Consider the following 15,001-nt stretch of genomic DNA (forward strand, 5'->3'; position numbering starts at 1 on the left):
TGCCGCCTTCGCGGGAATGACGGAGGGTTTACCGTGGCCCGCGCCAGATCTTCAGCCGCGCGTCGGGCGCCAGCCCGCCCTGATGCGCGGGGCAGGTCGTGTAGTTGAAGCTCTTGTCGGTGCACAGCCACACCTCGTCGAGCCAGCCTTCGCGATTGGCGGTGATCCGCATCATATCGGCGCGCATCCCCGGATTGGCGCGCGACAGCGCGGCGGCGAACTGGCCGGCGGTGAGCGGGCGGCGCGACAGCGCGTTCATATCGGGATAGCGCAACTTGCCGTACATCGCGGTCGAGCGGCGGAAGAAGGTCGCCGGGGTCTCGCCCTTCATGCAGGTGCCGTGCTTGGCCCATTCGTGCTGGAGCAATTGCACCGAGGGGGTCGCGCACAGATTGGCGGCGATCACCTTGGGGGGCACGAGATCGGTCGCGGTGCAATATTGCGGCCAGTCCTTCCCCTCGCCGTCCGGCCACAGACCGTGGAGCACGAAGCCGAAGCGGTTCTTGCCGCATTGCATCCGCGCCGCCGGATCGTGCATCCGGGTGCGGCAATATTGCGGCGACCAGCTGATCGCCAGCGTATAACCGCCGATCGGCAGCAGCCGCTGCGGCTCGCGCTCGTTAGGCAGATCGGGATGCGGCGCGGCGAGATCGCGCGGGACGGCGCAATGATAGGCCTGCGCCGCGGCGACGCCGGGCAGCGCCGCGACCGTCGCGGCGGCAAGGACAAAACGGTCGATCAAGCAATATCTCCGTTGGTCGGCTCCTCGCCGAACCATAGTTTCGCGTCCGGTTTGAACAGCATCACTGCCGCCGCGACGTAAAGCAGCGACACAAGCACCGCGAGCAATGTGGCGAACAGCGGCACGGTGCCGCTCGCCAGCGCATAGAGGTTGCGCGCGACGCCGAGCAGCGAGAGCGCGGCGAACACCGTCACCACCCATTTCGCGGCGATGCTGGGGTTGCGCGCGGTGAAATACCACAGGGTGACGCTGATCACGATCCCGACCACCAGCGCCGCCGGCATGATCCATTGCAGATTGCCCAGCGCCGGATTGGCGCCGAGCTGCGCCGCGCGCCCCTGCCACGACAGCGCCGAGGCGACGAGCCCGAGGATGAAGGAGCCGAGGTACAATTGTTCGTACCTGACGATCGACGATGGCCGTTGCATGATTCGTTCCCCTTGTCGCCCGCCGACAGGTTAGTGCCGCGACCCCGCCGTGCAAGGCGGTCGCGGAGCGTGGTTGGAAAATGCGGTCGGGGGCGCCTTTCCGCTCCCTTCTTGCTCCCCTCCCTGGTGGGGGAGGGGAGAAGAAAGAAGATGGACGCGCGCCCTCAGGCCGGCGCGAAATCCAGCCCGATGTCCGCCGCGGGCGCCGATTGGGTAATCCGCCCGACGCTGACATAGGTCACCCCGGTTTCGGCGATCGCGCGGATCGTCTCCAAGGTCACCCCGCCCGACGCCTCGGTCGGCACCCGGCCGCCGATCAATGTCACCGCGCCGCGCAGGTTGGCCGGCACGAAATTGTCGAGCAGCAGCCAGGTCGCCCCGGCGGCGAGCGCGGGCTCGATCTGGTCGATGCGGTCGACCTCGACGATGATCTCGGCGATCCCCGCCGCCTTGGCGCGCGCCGCGGCCTCCGCCACTCCGCCGGCGACCGCGACGTGATTGTCCTTGATCATCGCCGCATCCCACAAGCCCATGCGGTGGTTCTTCGCCCCGCCCATGCGGGTGGCGTATTTCTCCAGCCGGCGGAGGCCGGGAACCGTCTTGCGCGTATCGAGCAGGGTCGCGCCGGTGCCGCGGATGCGATCGACATAGGCGCGGGTCAGCGTCGCGATCCCCGACAGATGCTGCACGGTGTTGAGCGCCGAGCGCTCGGCGGTGAGCATCGCGCGCGCGCTCCCCTCCAGCCGCATCAGATCGGTGCCGCGCGGGACGGTCGCGCCGTCCTCGACCAGCAATTCGATCGACACATCGGCGTCGAGCGCGCGGAAGAAAGCGGCGGCAATCTCCAGCCCGGCGACGGTGATCGCGTCGCGCGTATCCATCACCGCGCGGAACCGCGCCTCGGCCGGGATCACCGCGGCGGAGGTGACATCGCCCTTGTCGCCGAGATCCTCGGCCAGCGTCGCGCGGACGAAGCCGTCAAGATCGAATCCGTCGAGCGCGAACGTCATGGCAATACCTCCCCGGCGGCAACGCCCCACAAGCGCGACATCTCGACATAGCCCGCCTGCCCGTGGACGTCGAAGCGGCACCAGCCGCCGCCGCACTGGCTCAGCCGCCCGACCACCCCCGGCTCGGCGCGCCATACGATCTTGGCGTCGGCCGCGGGCTTTTCGCGCAGCTCGGCGATCGTGCCCTGGATGATCGCGGTGCGGCGCTGGCTGATCATATTGCCCTGCATCCAGCCCTGCACCCCGGCCGGATCCTCCACCTTGCGCCACTCCTTGAACGTATCGACCACCCGCACCGGCAGATCGGCGCGGACATAGAGCCAGGTCGCGGGATAATTGCGCCCCGGCCCGCTGCGCATCCGCGCGCGCGCCGGCGCGATCGACGCGAAATACGGATCCTTGCGTGGCGGCGGATCGGCGGCGAACGCGTCGCTGGCGATCACGCCGCCGGCGATCGCTACCATCATCCATTTCGATGCTGCCCGCATCTCAACCCTCAATTGCCGGCGCGATCGGAAGGTGTCGCGCGTCAAACGACCGTTGACGCCAGCCGAGCCGTTCGCCAAGCCCTTTTCATGGTTGATACGCGACGCTGCGCCAATCCCAGGGTGATCGTCACCCGCGAGCTGCCGGACGAGGTGATGGATCGGCTGGAGGCGTTGTTCGATACCCGCAACAACCGCACCGACCGCGCGATGACCCGCGCCGAGCTCGCCGAGGCGATGGCCAATTGCGATGTGCTCGTCCCCACCGTGACCGACTCGATCGATGCCGAGCTGATCGCCGGCGCGGGCGAACGGCTGAAACTGATCGCCAATTTCGGCGCGGGGGTGAACCATATCGATCTGAAGGCGGCGCGCGCGCGCGGTATCATCGTCACCAACACGCCGGGCGTGCTGACCGAGGATACCGCCGACATGACGATGGCGCTGATCCTCTCCGTCCCGCGCCGGCTGGCCGAGGGCGAGAAACTCGTGCGCTCGGGGCAGTGGACCGGGTGGAGCCCCGGCGGGATGCTCGGCCATCGCATCGGCGGCAAGGCTTTGGGCATCATCGGCATGGGGCGGATCGGGCAGGCGGTCGCGCGGCGCGCGCGCGCGTTCGGGCTCGCGATCCACTATCACAACCGCCACCGGCTGCCGAAGGTGGTCGAGGCCGAATTCGGCGCGCAATGGCATCCCAATCTCGACGAGATGCTCGGCGCGATCGACATCCTGACGATCCACACCCCGCTCAACGACGACAGCCGCGACCTGATCGACGCGCGCCGCATCGCCTTGCTGCGCCCGCATGTCTTCCTGATCAATTCGAGCCGCGGCGGGATCGTCGACGAGGATGCGATGGTCGCCGCGCTCGAACAGGGCCGGCTCGCCGGCGCCGGGCTCGACGTATGGCGCCACGAGCCGGAGATCGACCCGCGGCTCCTCGCGCTGCCCAATGTGGTGATGATCCCGCATATGGGATCGGCGACCTATGAGGGGCGCATCGCCACCGGCGAGAAGGTGATCGCCAATATCCGCATGTGGTCCGACGGCCACCGGCCGCCCGATCAGGTGCTGGAGGGCTGGGCTTAACCACCGCTTCGTTAAGGCAGGATTCCCACTCCCCGTTCGGGCTGAGCTTGTCGAAGCCCTGTCCTTTTCTTCCGAAGAAGAAGTGCAGCCCTCCGGCGGGTCCCATGAAAGTATTACTTTCATGGGTGCCCTCACAAGCTCAGGGCGAACGGGTGGCTTATCAGGCCGCCTCGCGCACCTCATTGTCGCGCAGCCCCTCGAGCACGCGGTGGCAGTGCAGCCGGCACAATTCCTCATGCCGGACCGAGGCGCTGTTGCTCAGCGAGCGGATCGCCTGGATCGCTTCGTCATGGGCGCGGCGGGCGTGATAGGCCAGATCGCGATCGGTACGCATCGCACGGGGCTCCTTTCCGGTACGAGGGCTTGATAGCCCCCCACCGTGTCAGCCGCGTGTCAGCAATGTTGCGCGGCGGAGATCTATGCCTCCGCCCGTCGCATATCTTGCTCCCCTCCCTCGCTCAAGGGAGGGGAGAAAAGCGCTCAGTCGCCGGTCAGGATGCGGTCGACGAGCTGCTTCACCGTCGGCACGAAGCCGTTCGAATAGAAGGGATCGCGCTTGAAGTTGAACGCGGCATGCCCGGCGAACATCAGATTCTGCTCGGTATCGCCGCCGTGCGCAATCTCCTGCAGCGTCTTCTGGATGCAGAAGCTGCGCGGATCGGCGAGCCGGCCGGTCGAATTGGTCTCGGTATCCGCCCAGCTCGAGAACAGGCACTGGCTGAGGCAGCCCATGCAATCGGCCTGATCCTTGCGGATCTCGATCTTCTCGGCCGGGGTGACGAACACCAGCGTATTGTCGGGGGTCTTGAGCGCGTCGGTGAAGCCCTCGCCATACCAGGCGCGCGCGCGCAGCAGGTCGTTGCGCGTCACCCAGAAATTCTTGCCCTTCACGCCCACGTCGAGCTGGAACACATGGTCCCCGGCTTCCTGCGTCGAGAAAGCGATCTGGCGATCCGAGCGCGCCTCTAGATTGCGCAGGAACGGGTTGCGCACCGCCGACGAATAGAAACCGGTCGGCGAAAAACGGTGAAGGAGGACATCGCCCTCCTCGATCGTCATCAGCCGTTCCTTCCACCCCTGCGGAATCGGGCTTTCCTGCGTCAGCAGCGGGCGGGTGCCATATTGGAAGGCGATCTGCCCCAGTTCGGGATTGTCGATCCAGTCGTTCCAGTCGCGCAGATACCACACGCCGCCGGCCATCACGATCGGGGTCGAATCCGGGATGCCGCCCTCGCGCATCGTCTCGCGCAGCGCCTTGACGCGGGGATAGGGATCCTCGGGCTTCAGCGGGTCTTCGGCGTTGGACAGGCCGTTGTGCCCGCCCGCGAGCCACGGATCCTCATAGACCACCGCGCCGAGCAGATGCGCGACCTTCGAATAAGCGCGCTTCCACAAGGCGCGAAAGGCGCGCGCCGAGGAGACGATCGGGAGGTAGTGGACATTGTACGACGCCGCGATCTCGGAGAGCTTGTACGGCATCCCCGCGCCGCAGGTGACGCCCGCGACCATCCCGCGGGTCCGCTCGAGCACGCCGTTGAGCACGCGCTGCGCGCCGCCCATTTCCCACAGCACGTTGATGTTGATCGCGCCCTTGCCCCCGGCGATGTCGAACGCGCGCTTGACCTGCTGCACCGCGCCCTCGACCGCATAAGCGATCAGCTCTTCGTGGCGCTCGCGCCGGGTGAGCGCCTTATAGACCTGCGGGACGATGCGGCCTTCCGGGTCGTAGCTGTCCGCATTGACCGCCGACACCGTGCCGATCCCCCCCGCGGCGGCCCAGGCGCCGGCGGACGCATGATTGGTCGCCGCCACGCCCTTCCCACCCTCGACGAGCGGCCACACCTCGCGGCCGTTGTAGACGATCGGCTTCAGACCCTTGAACACGTAGTTGGTCATCCTTCGGACATAATTTGGCCCGCTATAGCGCAAGGGCCGCGGGATGCGAGTAAATTGATCGTGTCCAGCAGCCTAGCACCACCGGCCGCTCATAGCACATCATCGCCCCGCGGCGCGATGCGATCGGCTAACCGCCCAGTACGCCCGGCCGCCCCAACGCCGCCTCGTAGAGTGCGGCGTAACGCGCGATCATCACCCCTTCGTCATATTCCGCGCGCGCCTTCGCCCGATTGGCGGCGCCGACGCTGGCGCGCAGCCCGGCATCGGCGAGCAACGGCTGGATCGCGTCGCGCAGCCGCACCTCGCCAGGAAGCTCGGTGATGAAGGGCAGATTCTCCGCCGCCACCATCTGCGGCACGTCCCCCACCGGCGGGGCGACGATCGGCAGGCCGGCGGCCATCGCCTCCACCACCGAGATCGGGAATTGCTCTGACCGAGACGACAGCGCGAGCAGGTCGAAATGCCGCATATAGCGATACGGCCGATCGACGAACCCGGTCAGCACCACGCGATCGTCGATCCCCATTGCCATCGCGGCGCGCTCGATCGCGGCGCGCTCCGGCCCCTCGCCGACGATGACGAGACGGTATTTGCCCGCCAGCCCGCCGACCGCGCGGACCAGCGCCGGCAGATCCTTCACCGCGCGCAGGCCGGCAACGGTGCCGATCACCACTTCCTTGGGCTTGCGGACGAAGCCGGGGAGCACCTTGGGCTCGGGATCGCGCGCATAGGCCATCGTCGCGATGCCGTTGGCGATGCGATGCACCTTGCCGCGCGGCTGCTTCCAGGTGTCGAGCGCGATCCGTTCGAGCGTCATCGAGGGCACCGCCAGCGCATGCGCCGCACCGAGCGCGACGCGGCGATAGACGTTGCGCTCGCGCTTCAGCCCGGCCGCTTCGTCTTCGTTGAAGCCGTCTTCGTGATGGACCAGCGGCGGCGCGCCCTTGGCGAACACGCGCCGCGCCATGGCGCCGTCGATCGCGCCCCAATTATAGCTCAGCACCAGATCGAACCCGCGCATATAGCGCGCGATCGCCTCGTAGCGGCGCACCGACGGCCGCCCGGCGAGCGGCGGCGGATCCTGCGCGATCTCGTAGCGGATGCCCTTCTCGATCCGCTCGCGCGCGCCGTAATGCCCTTCCATCGACGAGACGATGACATGCCGCGCGCGATCGCCGAACGCATTCATCAGCCGCACCGCGCGCGCTTCCTTGCCGCCGAGGTCGAAGGTCGAATGGAGGTGGAGGATGCGGATCGGCTGCGCCATGCTTCCGCCCTAGCCGATCAGGCGCGGTTCCGTCACCCGATCAAACGCTTGGGCACATGCGTAATCCGGCACGCGAGATCGGCCTCGCCGCTTGCGACGATCCAGTAATCGCCGCCGTCGGCGATCCCCGTGGTGAACACCACGCTGTCGAGATACATCAGGTCGCGCAGCGGCTCGGTGAGCGCCGGCGCCGGTTCGATCAACGGGGTCTCGCCGAACGCCACCGTCCGCCACGGCGCATCGCGGGCAAGGATCGTCCAATAAGTGCGATAGATGCCGACCACGCCGTGCGGCTCCACCCCGTGCCACAAGGTGAGCCACCCCTTATCGGTCGCGATCGGGGGGGAGCCGCCGCCCATCCGCGCGGTGGCGATCGTCGCCGAATGCGGGCGGATGCCGGGATGTTCGCTCGGCTTCCAATGCAGCGCATCGGGCGAGCTGGCGAGGTTGATCGACGGCCCGGCGCGCCATTCGCTATCGGGCGGGTAAGCGAAATAGAGGTCGCCCAGCGGCCGCGTCTGCGCCCAATATTTGCCGTCGATCAGCCCTTCGAAGATCAGCATGTCCTTGTTCTGGTGATCGAGGACGATCCCCTCCAGCGTCCAGTCCACGGCATCGTCGCTGGTGTAGAGCGTGGTCGAATGCCGCTCCGGGCTGACCGAACAGGTGGTCATCAGGAAGCGATCGCCGACCCGGCTGATCCGCGCATCCTCCACCCCATAGCATTGCCAGCTCGCGGCGGGAACGATCGCGCGGGCGTAATGGACCGCCTCGACCCGCCGCCCCTCGGGATCGAGCTCGACCGGGAGCAGCCACGACAGCGAGGTGAGCGCCATCACCCGCCACCCGCCGCCGCGCATCATGAACTTTCGCGGATCGGCGGTGTCGACCAGCGCCAGCGGCCAGGGATCGAGCACGCAGCTTCCCGCATCCCAGCGGACGGCGCGGACATACCCCTCGACGATCGGCTCCTTGAGCGCCTCCGCCACGCGGACCATCAGCAGCAGGTTGCCGTTCGCCAGCCGGGTCATCCCGGGATTGAACGCCCCGAGCACGATCGTCTCGGCGTCGATCCGCCCGGCGAGCGGCGATCGCGCGAGATCGACGTCGTGCGGGGTGAAGATCAGATGATCGAGCGGAAAGGTCATCGCGGCTCCGGGATCAGGTCATCATGCGCACGACTACAACCGTTCGGGCGAGGTGATCCCCCCGTCGAGCGCAATATGACAATCGCCTCAGGCGGCGGCAGGTTCCCGCGCGGCGCGCACCAGCAGCCGGTCGATCGCGCCCTGCACCCCCGGCTCGTCGAGCGTCGGGGCGTGGCCGATTCCCGGCAGGGTGACGAGCTCGGCATCGGGCAGGCTCGCCGCCATCCGTTCCGCCGTCGCCGCCGAGAGGATGTCGGAGCGCCCGCCCCGCACGATCAGCACCGGCACGTCGTTCAGCCCGGCGAGCGCGCGCCACATGTCCGGCCCCGCCTCCGCCCCCGGAACGCGGAACGGCTCGGCGATCTTGAGATCGTAATCGAGCACGATCCGCCCCGCGCTGTTGAGGCGATAGAGCCGCTTGGCCATCGCCAGCCATTGCTCGACGCCCCAATCGGGATAGACGTCGGCATTGCTTTCCGCGACCGCGCCCCCGGCGTGCATCCAGGTCGGGAAGACACTCGGCTTGCCGACATAGCTGCGGATCCGCGCCAGCCCCGCCGGCTCGATCTCCGGCCCGACATCGTTGAGCAGTGCCCCCGCGATCCGCCCTGGCAGCATCCCGGCGAGCAGCATCGTCACGATCCCGCCGAGCGAAGTGCCGATCGACACGAACCGCGTGATCCCCGCGGCCTCGAGCAAGGCCGCGATATCCTGCGCATAGACGAGCGGCGAATAGCTCATCGGATCCTTGGCATAAGCGCTTTCGCCGCGCCCGCGGAAATCAACCGCGATCACCCGCCGCGGCCCCGCGAGCCGCGCCGCCACCCCGGCATAATCGCGCGCGTTGCGGGTCAGCCCGGGGAGGCACAGCACCGGCAAAACCCCCGCGTCGCCCGGATAATCGCGGGCGTGGAGCCTCAGGCCGTCCCGCGACCACCAAAACAAATCCTGATAGGCGGCCATGCTTGAACCTTTGCTGTCGCAGCCCCCATATCGCCGGATGCCCCTCGACCCGCAAGCTTACCGCCCCGAACAGACGATCCTTTCGCTGGGCGACGCCTTTTACGATCCGGTCGAGGCCGCACCGTTCCGCGAAACCCGGCTGCGTTTCCGCAACGACCGCGCCGCGCGCGAAGTGGGGCTGGACGCGCTGACCGACGAGGAGTGGATCGCGCATTTCGGCCGGTTCGCGCCGCTGCCGGGCACATTGCCCGGGCCGCTTGCGCTGCGTTATCACGGCCATCAGTTCCGCGTGTACAACCCCGAGATCGGCGACGGACGCGGCTTCACCTTCGCGCAGCTACGCAACCGCGACGGGCGGCTGATGGACCTCGGCACCAAGGGCTCGGGGCAGACGCCGTGGAGCCGCTTCGGCGACGGCCGGCTGACGCTCAAGGGCGGGGTGCGCGAAATCCTCGCGAGCGAGATGGTCGAGGCACTCGGCGTCCCCACCTCGCGCAGCTTCTCGCTGATCGAGACCGGCGAGCAACTCTACCGCAACGACGAGCCCTCGCCGACGCGCTCGGCGGTGCTGGTGCGGCTGAGCCACGGGCATATCCGCATCGGCAGTTTCCAGCGGCTCGCCTATTTGCGCGAGGACGAGGCGTTGCGTCGGCTGGTCGGCTATTCCTTACGCGCACTCTATGGCGAGGATAGCGACGATCCGCTGCGCCTGCTCGATCTCGTCCTCACCCGCACCGCGACGCTGGCCGCGCGCTATATGGCGGCCGGGTTCGTCCACGGCGTGCTCAATTCGGACAATATCAACATCACCGGCGAAAGCTTCGATTACGGCCCGTGGCGGTTCGCGCCGACCTGGGACCCTGCCTTCACCGCCGCTTATTTCGACCAGAACGGGCTCTATGCCTTCGGCCGCCAGCCGGAGGCGATCCACTGGGACGTGATGCAGCTTGCCGCCGCATTGCGCCCGCTGGCCGAATCCGAACCGCTCATCGCGCTGCTCGAAAGCTTCGGCGAGCGTTACCAGCCGGCAATCACCGACGCCTTGCTGTGGCGGCTGGGGCGCAAGCCGATCGACCCGGCGAGCGACCGCGCCCTGGTGCAGGCGATCGAGCGCGGGTTGCGCGCGAGCGGCGTCGGCATCGACCGGTTCTTCTTCGATGCCTTCGCCCAGCCGCTGCCCGAAGGTTACGGCGCGCCGTGGGACGAGGCGCGCGCCGCGCTGGATCGATATGCACCGCGTGCCCCGCGCACGCATGCCTATTGGCGCGGCGAGGCGCCGTGTTCGATGCTGATCGACGAGGTGGAGGCGATATGGGCGCGGATCGCGGAAAACGATGATTGGTCGGCGCTTGACGTCAAGGTGGCACAGATCCGCGAAATGGCGGACGCGCTGCGGCTTGTCGAAGACAGGTGATTGTCTCTACACGATGATTGCGGCCGGGGGCGGCCGCGCATTTCGGGGGACGGGATGGCTGATCGATGACCGGTGAACTCGTCTCGTTCGAGCCTGCGACGGGCGCGGAACTGTGGCGCGGCGCGATCAGCGATGTCGATGCGGAAGTGGCCGCGGCGCGCGGCGGCTGGGCGACCTGGGCGGCGCGCGCGCTGACCTATCGCATCGAAACGATGCGGCGCTTCGCCAATGTCGTGCGCGCGCGCGCCGATGCCTTTGCCGATTTGATCGCGCGCGAAACCGGCAAGCCGCTGTGGGAAGCGCGCACCGAGGTCGATTCGGTGATCGCCAAGGTCGACATCTCGGTCAGCGCTTATGCCGAGCGCACCGCGCAGCGCCGGCTCGATTCGCCGATGGGCAGCCGGATGGCGTTGCGCCACAAGCCGCACGGCGTGCTCGCGGTATTGGGGCCGTATAATTTCCCCGCGCACCTGCCCAACGGGCATATCGTCCCGGCGCTGATCGCGGGCAATGCGGTGGTGTTCAAGCCGTCGGAAAAGACCCCGGCGAGCGGCGCGTTCCTGGTCGATTGCCTGCGCGAGGCGGGGGTGCCCGAAGCGTGCATCCGCATCGTGATCGGCGGCCCCGATCAGGGCAAGGCGCTCGCCGCGCACGACGGGATCGACGGGCTGTTGTTCACCGGCTCGGCGCGCACCGGGCTCGCCTTGAACCGCGCCTTCGCCGAGAAGCCCGAGAAGATCCTCGCGCTCGAAATGGGCGGCAACAACCCGATCGTGGTGTGGGACACCCCCGATCTGTGGCAGGCCGCGGTGCTCGTCGTGCAATCGGCCTTCACCACCGCGGGGCAGCGCTGCACCGCCGCGCGGCGGCTGATCGTCGACGAGAAATTGTACGAGCCCTTGCTCGCCGAGCTTGAGAAAGTGCTAGGGCGGCTGATCGTCGACGAGCCCTTCGCCACCCCCGCGCCGTTCATGGGGCCGGTGATCGACAATGACACCGCGGATCAGCTGAGCGAGAGCTTCCTTGCGCTGCTGATGAAGGGCGGGCGCCCGATCCGTCACCTCGAACGCCCGGCGGCCCACCGTCCCTTCCTGCTCCCGGGGCTGATCGACATGACCGAGGCGCGCGACAAGCCCGATATCGAATTGTTCGGCCCGATCCTCCAAATCGTCCGCTGCCACGATTTCGACGATGCGATCATCGAGGCGAACGATACGCGCTACGGCCTGTCCGCCTCGCTGATCAGCCAGACTCCGCAATTGTTCGACCGCTTCTGGGCGCGCGCGCGCGCGGGGATCGTCAACTGGAACAAGCCGACCAACGGCGCGTCGTCGGGCGCGCCGTTCGGCGGCGTCGGCTGGTCGGGCAACCACCGCCCGAGCGCTTATTATGCCGCCGATTATTGCGCCTATCCGGTGGTGAGCAACGAAGCCGACGCCGCCCGCGCGGCAATCGGGATCGGGCTACGCGAGGGATGAGGCGCTAAGAAGCCCCCTCCTCCGCTTCTACTCCCCTCCCTCGTGAAGGGAGGGGCTGGGGGTGGGTGGGTATGAGGGGCGCGGGCCGGTGCCCCCTCGGGCCAACCCACCCCCGCCCCCTCCCTTGCTCAAGGGAGGGGAGAAAAGCGCTACGCTACCCGATCGGGTTGCGCGGCGATCAGCGCCTCGAGGAACTGGCGCACCTCGCCCTCGATCGGAATTGGGCGCCCGGTCGGCAGATGGACGTTGACCGTCACCATCTCGATCTCGGTGCAGAGCTCGCCGCGCTGGTTGGCGAGGTCGATCCTTTTGGTGATGCTGGTCGAGCCGATCCGCTCGATCCGCACCGACGCCTCGATCGTATCGCCCCACACCAACGGCCGCAGATAATCGACCGACGCGCGGCGGACGTGGAATTCGGTCTCCAGCCACGCCTTGCCGAGCACCTCGCCGATCCCGGTCCATTGCCAATATTCGGTCTCGGCGACATCGGCATATTCGAGATAGCGCGAGTTAAACACCACGCGCTGCCCGTCGATCTCGGCGTAACGGACTTTGAAGCGGGTGGAAAAAGCGAAGCCGGGGCGTGTCATGCCGCACCGATGCGGCGACGCGGCGCGCGCGTCAACCGAACACCAATTTCGCGCCGACCAGCGCCAGCGTCACCGCGAGGATCGGCACCAGCACGCGATCGGGGACGCGGGTCGCGACGAGGCTGCCGATCACGATCCCCGGCACCGATCCCGCGAGCAGCGACACCAGCAGCGACAGATCGACCGCGCCGAGCGAAAGGTGCCCCAGCCCCGCGATCAGCGTGAGCGGCACGGCATGCGCGATATCCGACCCGACCAGCCTTTTCACCTCGAGCCGCGGGTAGAGCACGAGCAGCGCGGTCATCCCCAATGCCCCCGCCCCCACCGAGGTGAGCGAGACGAGCGTGCCAAGGATCGCGCCGAGCAGCACGGTCAGCCACGCGATCCGCCCTTCGTCGAACCGGCCGAAGCGCGGCGCGAGCTTGTCGACGATCCGCGCGCGGAATAGGATCGCCACCGCGGTGAGCAGCAGCGCGCTGCCGAGGATCGTCGCGACGAGATGCCCGGTGTCGGCCGAGCGGTGCGTGGCGTAGCTCAGCGCGACAAGGGTCGCGATCGTCGTCGGCACGCTGCCGGTCGCGAGCCGGCGCACCACCCGCCAGTCGACCGTCCCGCGCCAGCCATGGACCGCCGTCCCCACCGTCTTGGTCGCGGAGGCATAGAGCAGGTCGGTCCCCACCGCGGTCACCGGGTGGAAACCGAACACCAGCACGAGCAACGGCGTCATCAGCGATCCGCCGCCGACGCCGGTCAGCCCGACGAGCAGGCCGACCAGCACGCCGGCAAGCGAATAGAACGGATTATAGACGATCACATATGCCCCGCGGTCAGCCTATCCGTGGCGGACCGCGCGCGCATGATCGCCTGCGCCGCCCACCGTCACCCGGCGGTGCGCGCGGGGGTGTTGACGCCCATCGATTGCAGATAGCGTTTCACGTTGCGTGCCGCCTGGCGGAGCCGTTGCTCGTTCTCGACCATCGCGATGCGCACATAACCCTCGCCGTTCTCGCCGTAGCCGACCCCTGGCGCAACCGCGACCTGGGCGTGAGTCAGCAATTGTTTGGAGAACTCAAGGCTACCTAGGTGCGCCAGCGCCGGCGGCAGCGGCGCCCAGGCGAACATCGAGGCGCGCGGGCTCGGGATCTCCCACCCGGCGCGCGCGAAGCTTTCGACCATCACGTCGCGGCGCTTGTGATAGAGTTGGCGGTTCTTCTCGACGATATCCTGCGGCCCGTTGAGCGCGGCGCAGGCCGCCGCCTGGATCGGGGTGAAGGCGCCGTAATCGAGATAGGATTTCACCCGCGTCATCGCCGCGATCAGCTGCTTGTTGCCGACCGCGAAGCCGATCCGCCAGCCCGCCATCGAATAGGTCTTGCTGAGCGAGGTGAATTCGATCGCGACGTCCTTGGCGCCCTTGACCTGGAGGATCGAGGGGGTCGGATTGCCGTCGTAATAGAGCTCCGAATAGGCAAGGTCGGAGAGGATCCACACCTTGTTCTCGCGCGCCCACGCCACCAGCCGCTCGTAGAAAGCGAGATCGACCGTCTCGGCGGTCGGGTTCGACGGATAATTGACCACCAGCACCGAGGGGCGCGGGACGGTATAGGCCATCGCGCGTTCGAGGCTTTCGAAATAATGTTCGTCGGGGGTGGTCGGCACCGCGCGGATCGTCGCGCCTGCGATGATGAAGCCGAAGGTGTGGATCGGATAGGAGGGATTCGGCGCGAGCACGACATCGCCCGGCGCGGTGATCGCGGTGGCGAGGCTGGCGAGCCCCTCCTTCGATCCCATCGTCACCACCACCTCGGTTTCGGGATCGACATCGACCCCGAAGCGACGGGCGTAATAATTGGCCTGGGCGCGGCGCAGCCCCGGAATCCCCTTCGACTGCGAATAGCCGTGGGCGGAGGGCTTTTGCGCGACCTCGCACAATTTCTCGATGACATGCGCCGGCGGGGGCAGATCGGGATTGCCCATGCCGAGATCGATAATGTCCTCCCCTGCCGCGCGCGCCGCTGCCCGCATCGCATTGACCTCGGCGATGACATAAGGGGGCAGGCGCTTCATGCGGTAGAATTCGTCGGACATTGGAACTCCTTTCGGTTCGCACGTCATACCGTGTCCGGCGCGCGGGCGACAGGGCCAAGCGGCAAAAAGCCGGGCTTGCGGGTTTGGCGAGGGGCAAACGGGTCGGATTCACCCTCTGCCGTCACCCCGGCCTCGAGCCGGGTGGCGGTGTGATTGTGTTGGCCGAAGCCGCTTTCGCCCCCATCCAGAGTTACGGGCGACGGCACTTGAGGCTCTGGATGCCGGGTCGAGCCCGGCATGACGAGAAGGGGAAAGCGCAAAAACCGGGTTCTGCTGATTGCCGATCCGGCCTAGGCTAGGCAGCCGCCCCCGAGTCAGCGGCCGGCGGTTGCGTCGAGGAGAGGTTGATGACCGATACCCAAGCCCCCGGCCTGGCCGATCTCCAGCGCTGGACCTGGGT

General features: G+C 67.7%; 15 protein-coding genes. 3 read left to right on the forward strand and 12 right to left on the reverse strand.

Annotated features, from left to right (window positions below; translation table 11 throughout):
* Window positions 1-28: 28 nt before the first annotated feature.
* The 4 genes from BGN95_RS00155 to BGN95_RS00170 all read right to left on the reverse strand — a co-directional run bounded on the left by BGN95_RS00155 (window position 29) and on the right by BGN95_RS00170 (window position 2,668).
* A complete protein-coding gene (locus tag BGN95_RS00155; protein ID WP_286771258.1) occupies window positions 29-742 on the reverse strand; it encodes a ribonuclease T2 family protein in 714 nt (237 codons plus the stop codon).
* Window positions 739-1,170, reverse strand: coding sequence for a hypothetical protein (locus tag BGN95_RS00160; protein ID WP_179512368.1), 432 nt, complete (start codon window positions 1,168-1,170; stop codon window positions 739-741). Before BGN95_RS00160 ends, BGN95_RS00155 begins: the two co-directional genes overlap by 4 nt.
* Before the next feature lie 164 nt (window positions 1,171-1,334).
* On the reverse strand, window positions 1,335-2,180 hold the full coding sequence (gene nadC / locus BGN95_RS00165) for a carboxylating nicotinate-nucleotide diphosphorylase (protein ID WP_286771259.1): 846 nt from the start codon (window positions 2,178-2,180) through the stop codon (window positions 1,335-1,337).
* Entirely contained in the window at window positions 2,177-2,668 is a 492-nt protein-coding gene (locus BGN95_RS00170; RefSeq protein ID WP_265269564.1) for an SH3 domain-containing protein, read from the reverse strand. The genes nadC and BGN95_RS00170 overlap by 4 nt, the downstream gene beginning before the upstream one ends.
* Window positions 2,669-2,755: 87 nt before the next feature.
* Here BGN95_RS00170 and BGN95_RS00175 point away from each other — a divergent pair, with 87 nt between their 5' ends.
* Window positions 2,756-3,754, forward strand: coding sequence for a 2-hydroxyacid dehydrogenase (locus BGN95_RS00175; protein WP_265314087.1), 999 nt, complete (start codon window positions 2,756-2,758; stop codon window positions 3,752-3,754).
* A 160-nt stretch (window positions 3,755-3,914) separates the two neighbouring features.
* Here BGN95_RS00175 and BGN95_RS00180 read toward each other — a convergent pair whose 3' ends face one another.
* From BGN95_RS00180 to BGN95_RS00200, 5 genes are all read right to left on the reverse strand, one after another.
* Window positions 3,915-4,088, reverse strand: coding sequence for a hypothetical protein (locus BGN95_RS00180; RefSeq protein WP_179512371.1), 174 nt, complete (start codon window positions 4,086-4,088; stop codon window positions 3,915-3,917).
* A 146-nt stretch (window positions 4,089-4,234) separates the two neighbouring features.
* A complete protein-coding gene (locus BGN95_RS00185) occupies window positions 4,235-5,638 on the reverse strand; it encodes an NAD(P)H-dependent flavin oxidoreductase (RefSeq protein ID WP_179513720.1) in 1,404 nt (467 codons plus the stop codon).
* 139 nt (window positions 5,639-5,777) lie between these two features.
* On the reverse strand, window positions 5,778-6,917 hold the full coding sequence (locus BGN95_RS00190; RefSeq protein ID WP_179512372.1) for a glycosyltransferase: 1,140 nt from the start codon (window positions 6,915-6,917) through the stop codon (window positions 5,778-5,780).
* Window positions 6,918-6,949: 32 nt separating this feature from the next.
* Entirely contained in the window at window positions 6,950-8,065 is a 1,116-nt protein-coding gene (locus BGN95_RS00195) for a glycoside hydrolase family 130 protein (protein ID WP_286771260.1), read from the reverse strand.
* Between the two features lie 87 nt (window positions 8,066-8,152).
* Window positions 8,153-9,028, reverse strand: a complete 876-nt coding sequence (locus tag BGN95_RS00200; protein ID WP_286771261.1) for an alpha/beta fold hydrolase — start codon at window positions 9,026-9,028, stop codon at window positions 8,153-8,155.
* Window positions 9,029-9,065: 37 nt separating this feature from the next.
* Between BGN95_RS00200 and BGN95_RS00205 the strand changes: the two genes are divergently transcribed.
* Both BGN95_RS00205 and astD read left to right on the forward strand, forming a co-directional pair.
* Window positions 9,066-10,442 (forward strand): protein adenylyltransferase SelO family protein, encoded by a 1,377-nt coding sequence (locus tag BGN95_RS00205; protein WP_179513721.1) that lies wholly within the window; start codon window positions 9,066-9,068, stop codon window positions 10,440-10,442.
* A 65-nt stretch (window positions 10,443-10,507) separates the two neighbouring features.
* Window positions 10,508-11,920 (forward strand): succinylglutamate-semialdehyde dehydrogenase, encoded by a 1,413-nt coding sequence (astD, locus tag BGN95_RS00210; RefSeq protein WP_286771262.1) that lies wholly within the window; start codon window positions 10,508-10,510, stop codon window positions 11,918-11,920.
* Between the two features lie 149 nt (window positions 11,921-12,069).
* On the opposite strand, the gene BGN95_RS00215 is transcribed toward astD, so the two are convergent.
* From BGN95_RS00215 to BGN95_RS00225, 3 genes are all read right to left on the reverse strand, one after another.
* On the reverse strand, window positions 12,070-12,513 hold the full coding sequence (locus BGN95_RS00215; protein WP_179512376.1) for an acyl-CoA thioesterase: 444 nt from the start codon (window positions 12,511-12,513) through the stop codon (window positions 12,070-12,072).
* Between the two features lie 31 nt (window positions 12,514-12,544).
* Window positions 12,545-13,324, reverse strand: coding sequence for a sulfite exporter TauE/SafE family protein (locus tag BGN95_RS00220; protein ID WP_179513722.1), 780 nt, complete (start codon window positions 13,322-13,324; stop codon window positions 12,545-12,547).
* Between the two features lie 68 nt (window positions 13,325-13,392).
* A complete protein-coding gene (locus BGN95_RS00225) occupies window positions 13,393-14,601 on the reverse strand; it encodes an LL-diaminopimelate aminotransferase (protein ID WP_179512377.1) in 1,209 nt (402 codons plus the stop codon).
* Window positions 14,602-15,001: the final 400 nt, after the last annotated feature.

Source organism: Sphingomonas sp. 66-10, assembly GCF_001897045.1.
In the GTDB taxonomy this organism is placed as follows: Bacteria; Pseudomonadota; Alphaproteobacteria; order Sphingomonadales; family Sphingomonadaceae; genus Sphingomonas; species Sphingomonas lycopersici.

Excerpts from the sequence above, each read along its gene's own strand:
- nadC (WP_286771259.1), bottom strand. The coding sequence starts at position 2,180 with ATGACGTTCGCGCTCGACGGATTCGATCTTGACGGCTTCGTCCGCGCG.
- BGN95_RS00175 (WP_265314087.1), top strand. The coding sequence starts at position 2,756 with ATGGTTGATACGCGACGCTGCGCCAATCCCAGGGTGATCGTCACCCGC.
- BGN95_RS00170 (WP_265269564.1), bottom strand. The coding sequence starts at position 2,668 with ATGCGGGCAGCATCGAAATGGATGATGGTAGCGATCGCCGGCGGCGTG.
- BGN95_RS00200 (WP_286771261.1), bottom strand. The coding sequence starts at position 9,028 with ATGGCCGCCTATCAGGATTTGTTTTGGTGGTCGCGGGACGGCCTGAGG.
- astD (WP_286771262.1), top strand. The coding sequence starts at position 10,508 with ATGACCGGTGAACTCGTCTCGTTCGAGCCTGCGACGGGCGCGGAACTG.
- BGN95_RS00190 (WP_179512372.1), bottom strand. The coding sequence starts at position 6,917 with ATGGCGCAGCCGATCCGCATCCTCCACCTCCATTCGACCTTCGACCTC.
- BGN95_RS00160 (WP_179512368.1), bottom strand. The coding sequence starts at position 1,170 with ATGCAACGGCCATCGTCGATCGTCAGGTACGAACAATTGTACCTCGGC.
- BGN95_RS00215 (WP_179512376.1), bottom strand. The coding sequence starts at position 12,513 with ATGACACGCCCCGGCTTCGCTTTTTCCACCCGCTTCAAAGTCCGTTAC.
- BGN95_RS00225 (WP_179512377.1), bottom strand. The coding sequence starts at position 14,601 with ATGTCCGACGAATTCTACCGCATGAAGCGCCTGCCCCCTTATGTCATC.
- BGN95_RS00205 (WP_179513721.1), top strand. The coding sequence starts at position 9,066 with ATGCCCCTCGACCCGCAAGCTTACCGCCCCGAACAGACGATCCTTTCG.
- BGN95_RS00180 (WP_179512371.1), bottom strand. The coding sequence starts at position 4,088 with ATGCGTACCGATCGCGATCTGGCCTATCACGCCCGCCGCGCCCATGAC.
- BGN95_RS00195 (WP_286771260.1), bottom strand. The coding sequence starts at position 8,065 with ATGACCTTTCCGCTCGATCATCTGATCTTCACCCCGCACGACGTCGAT.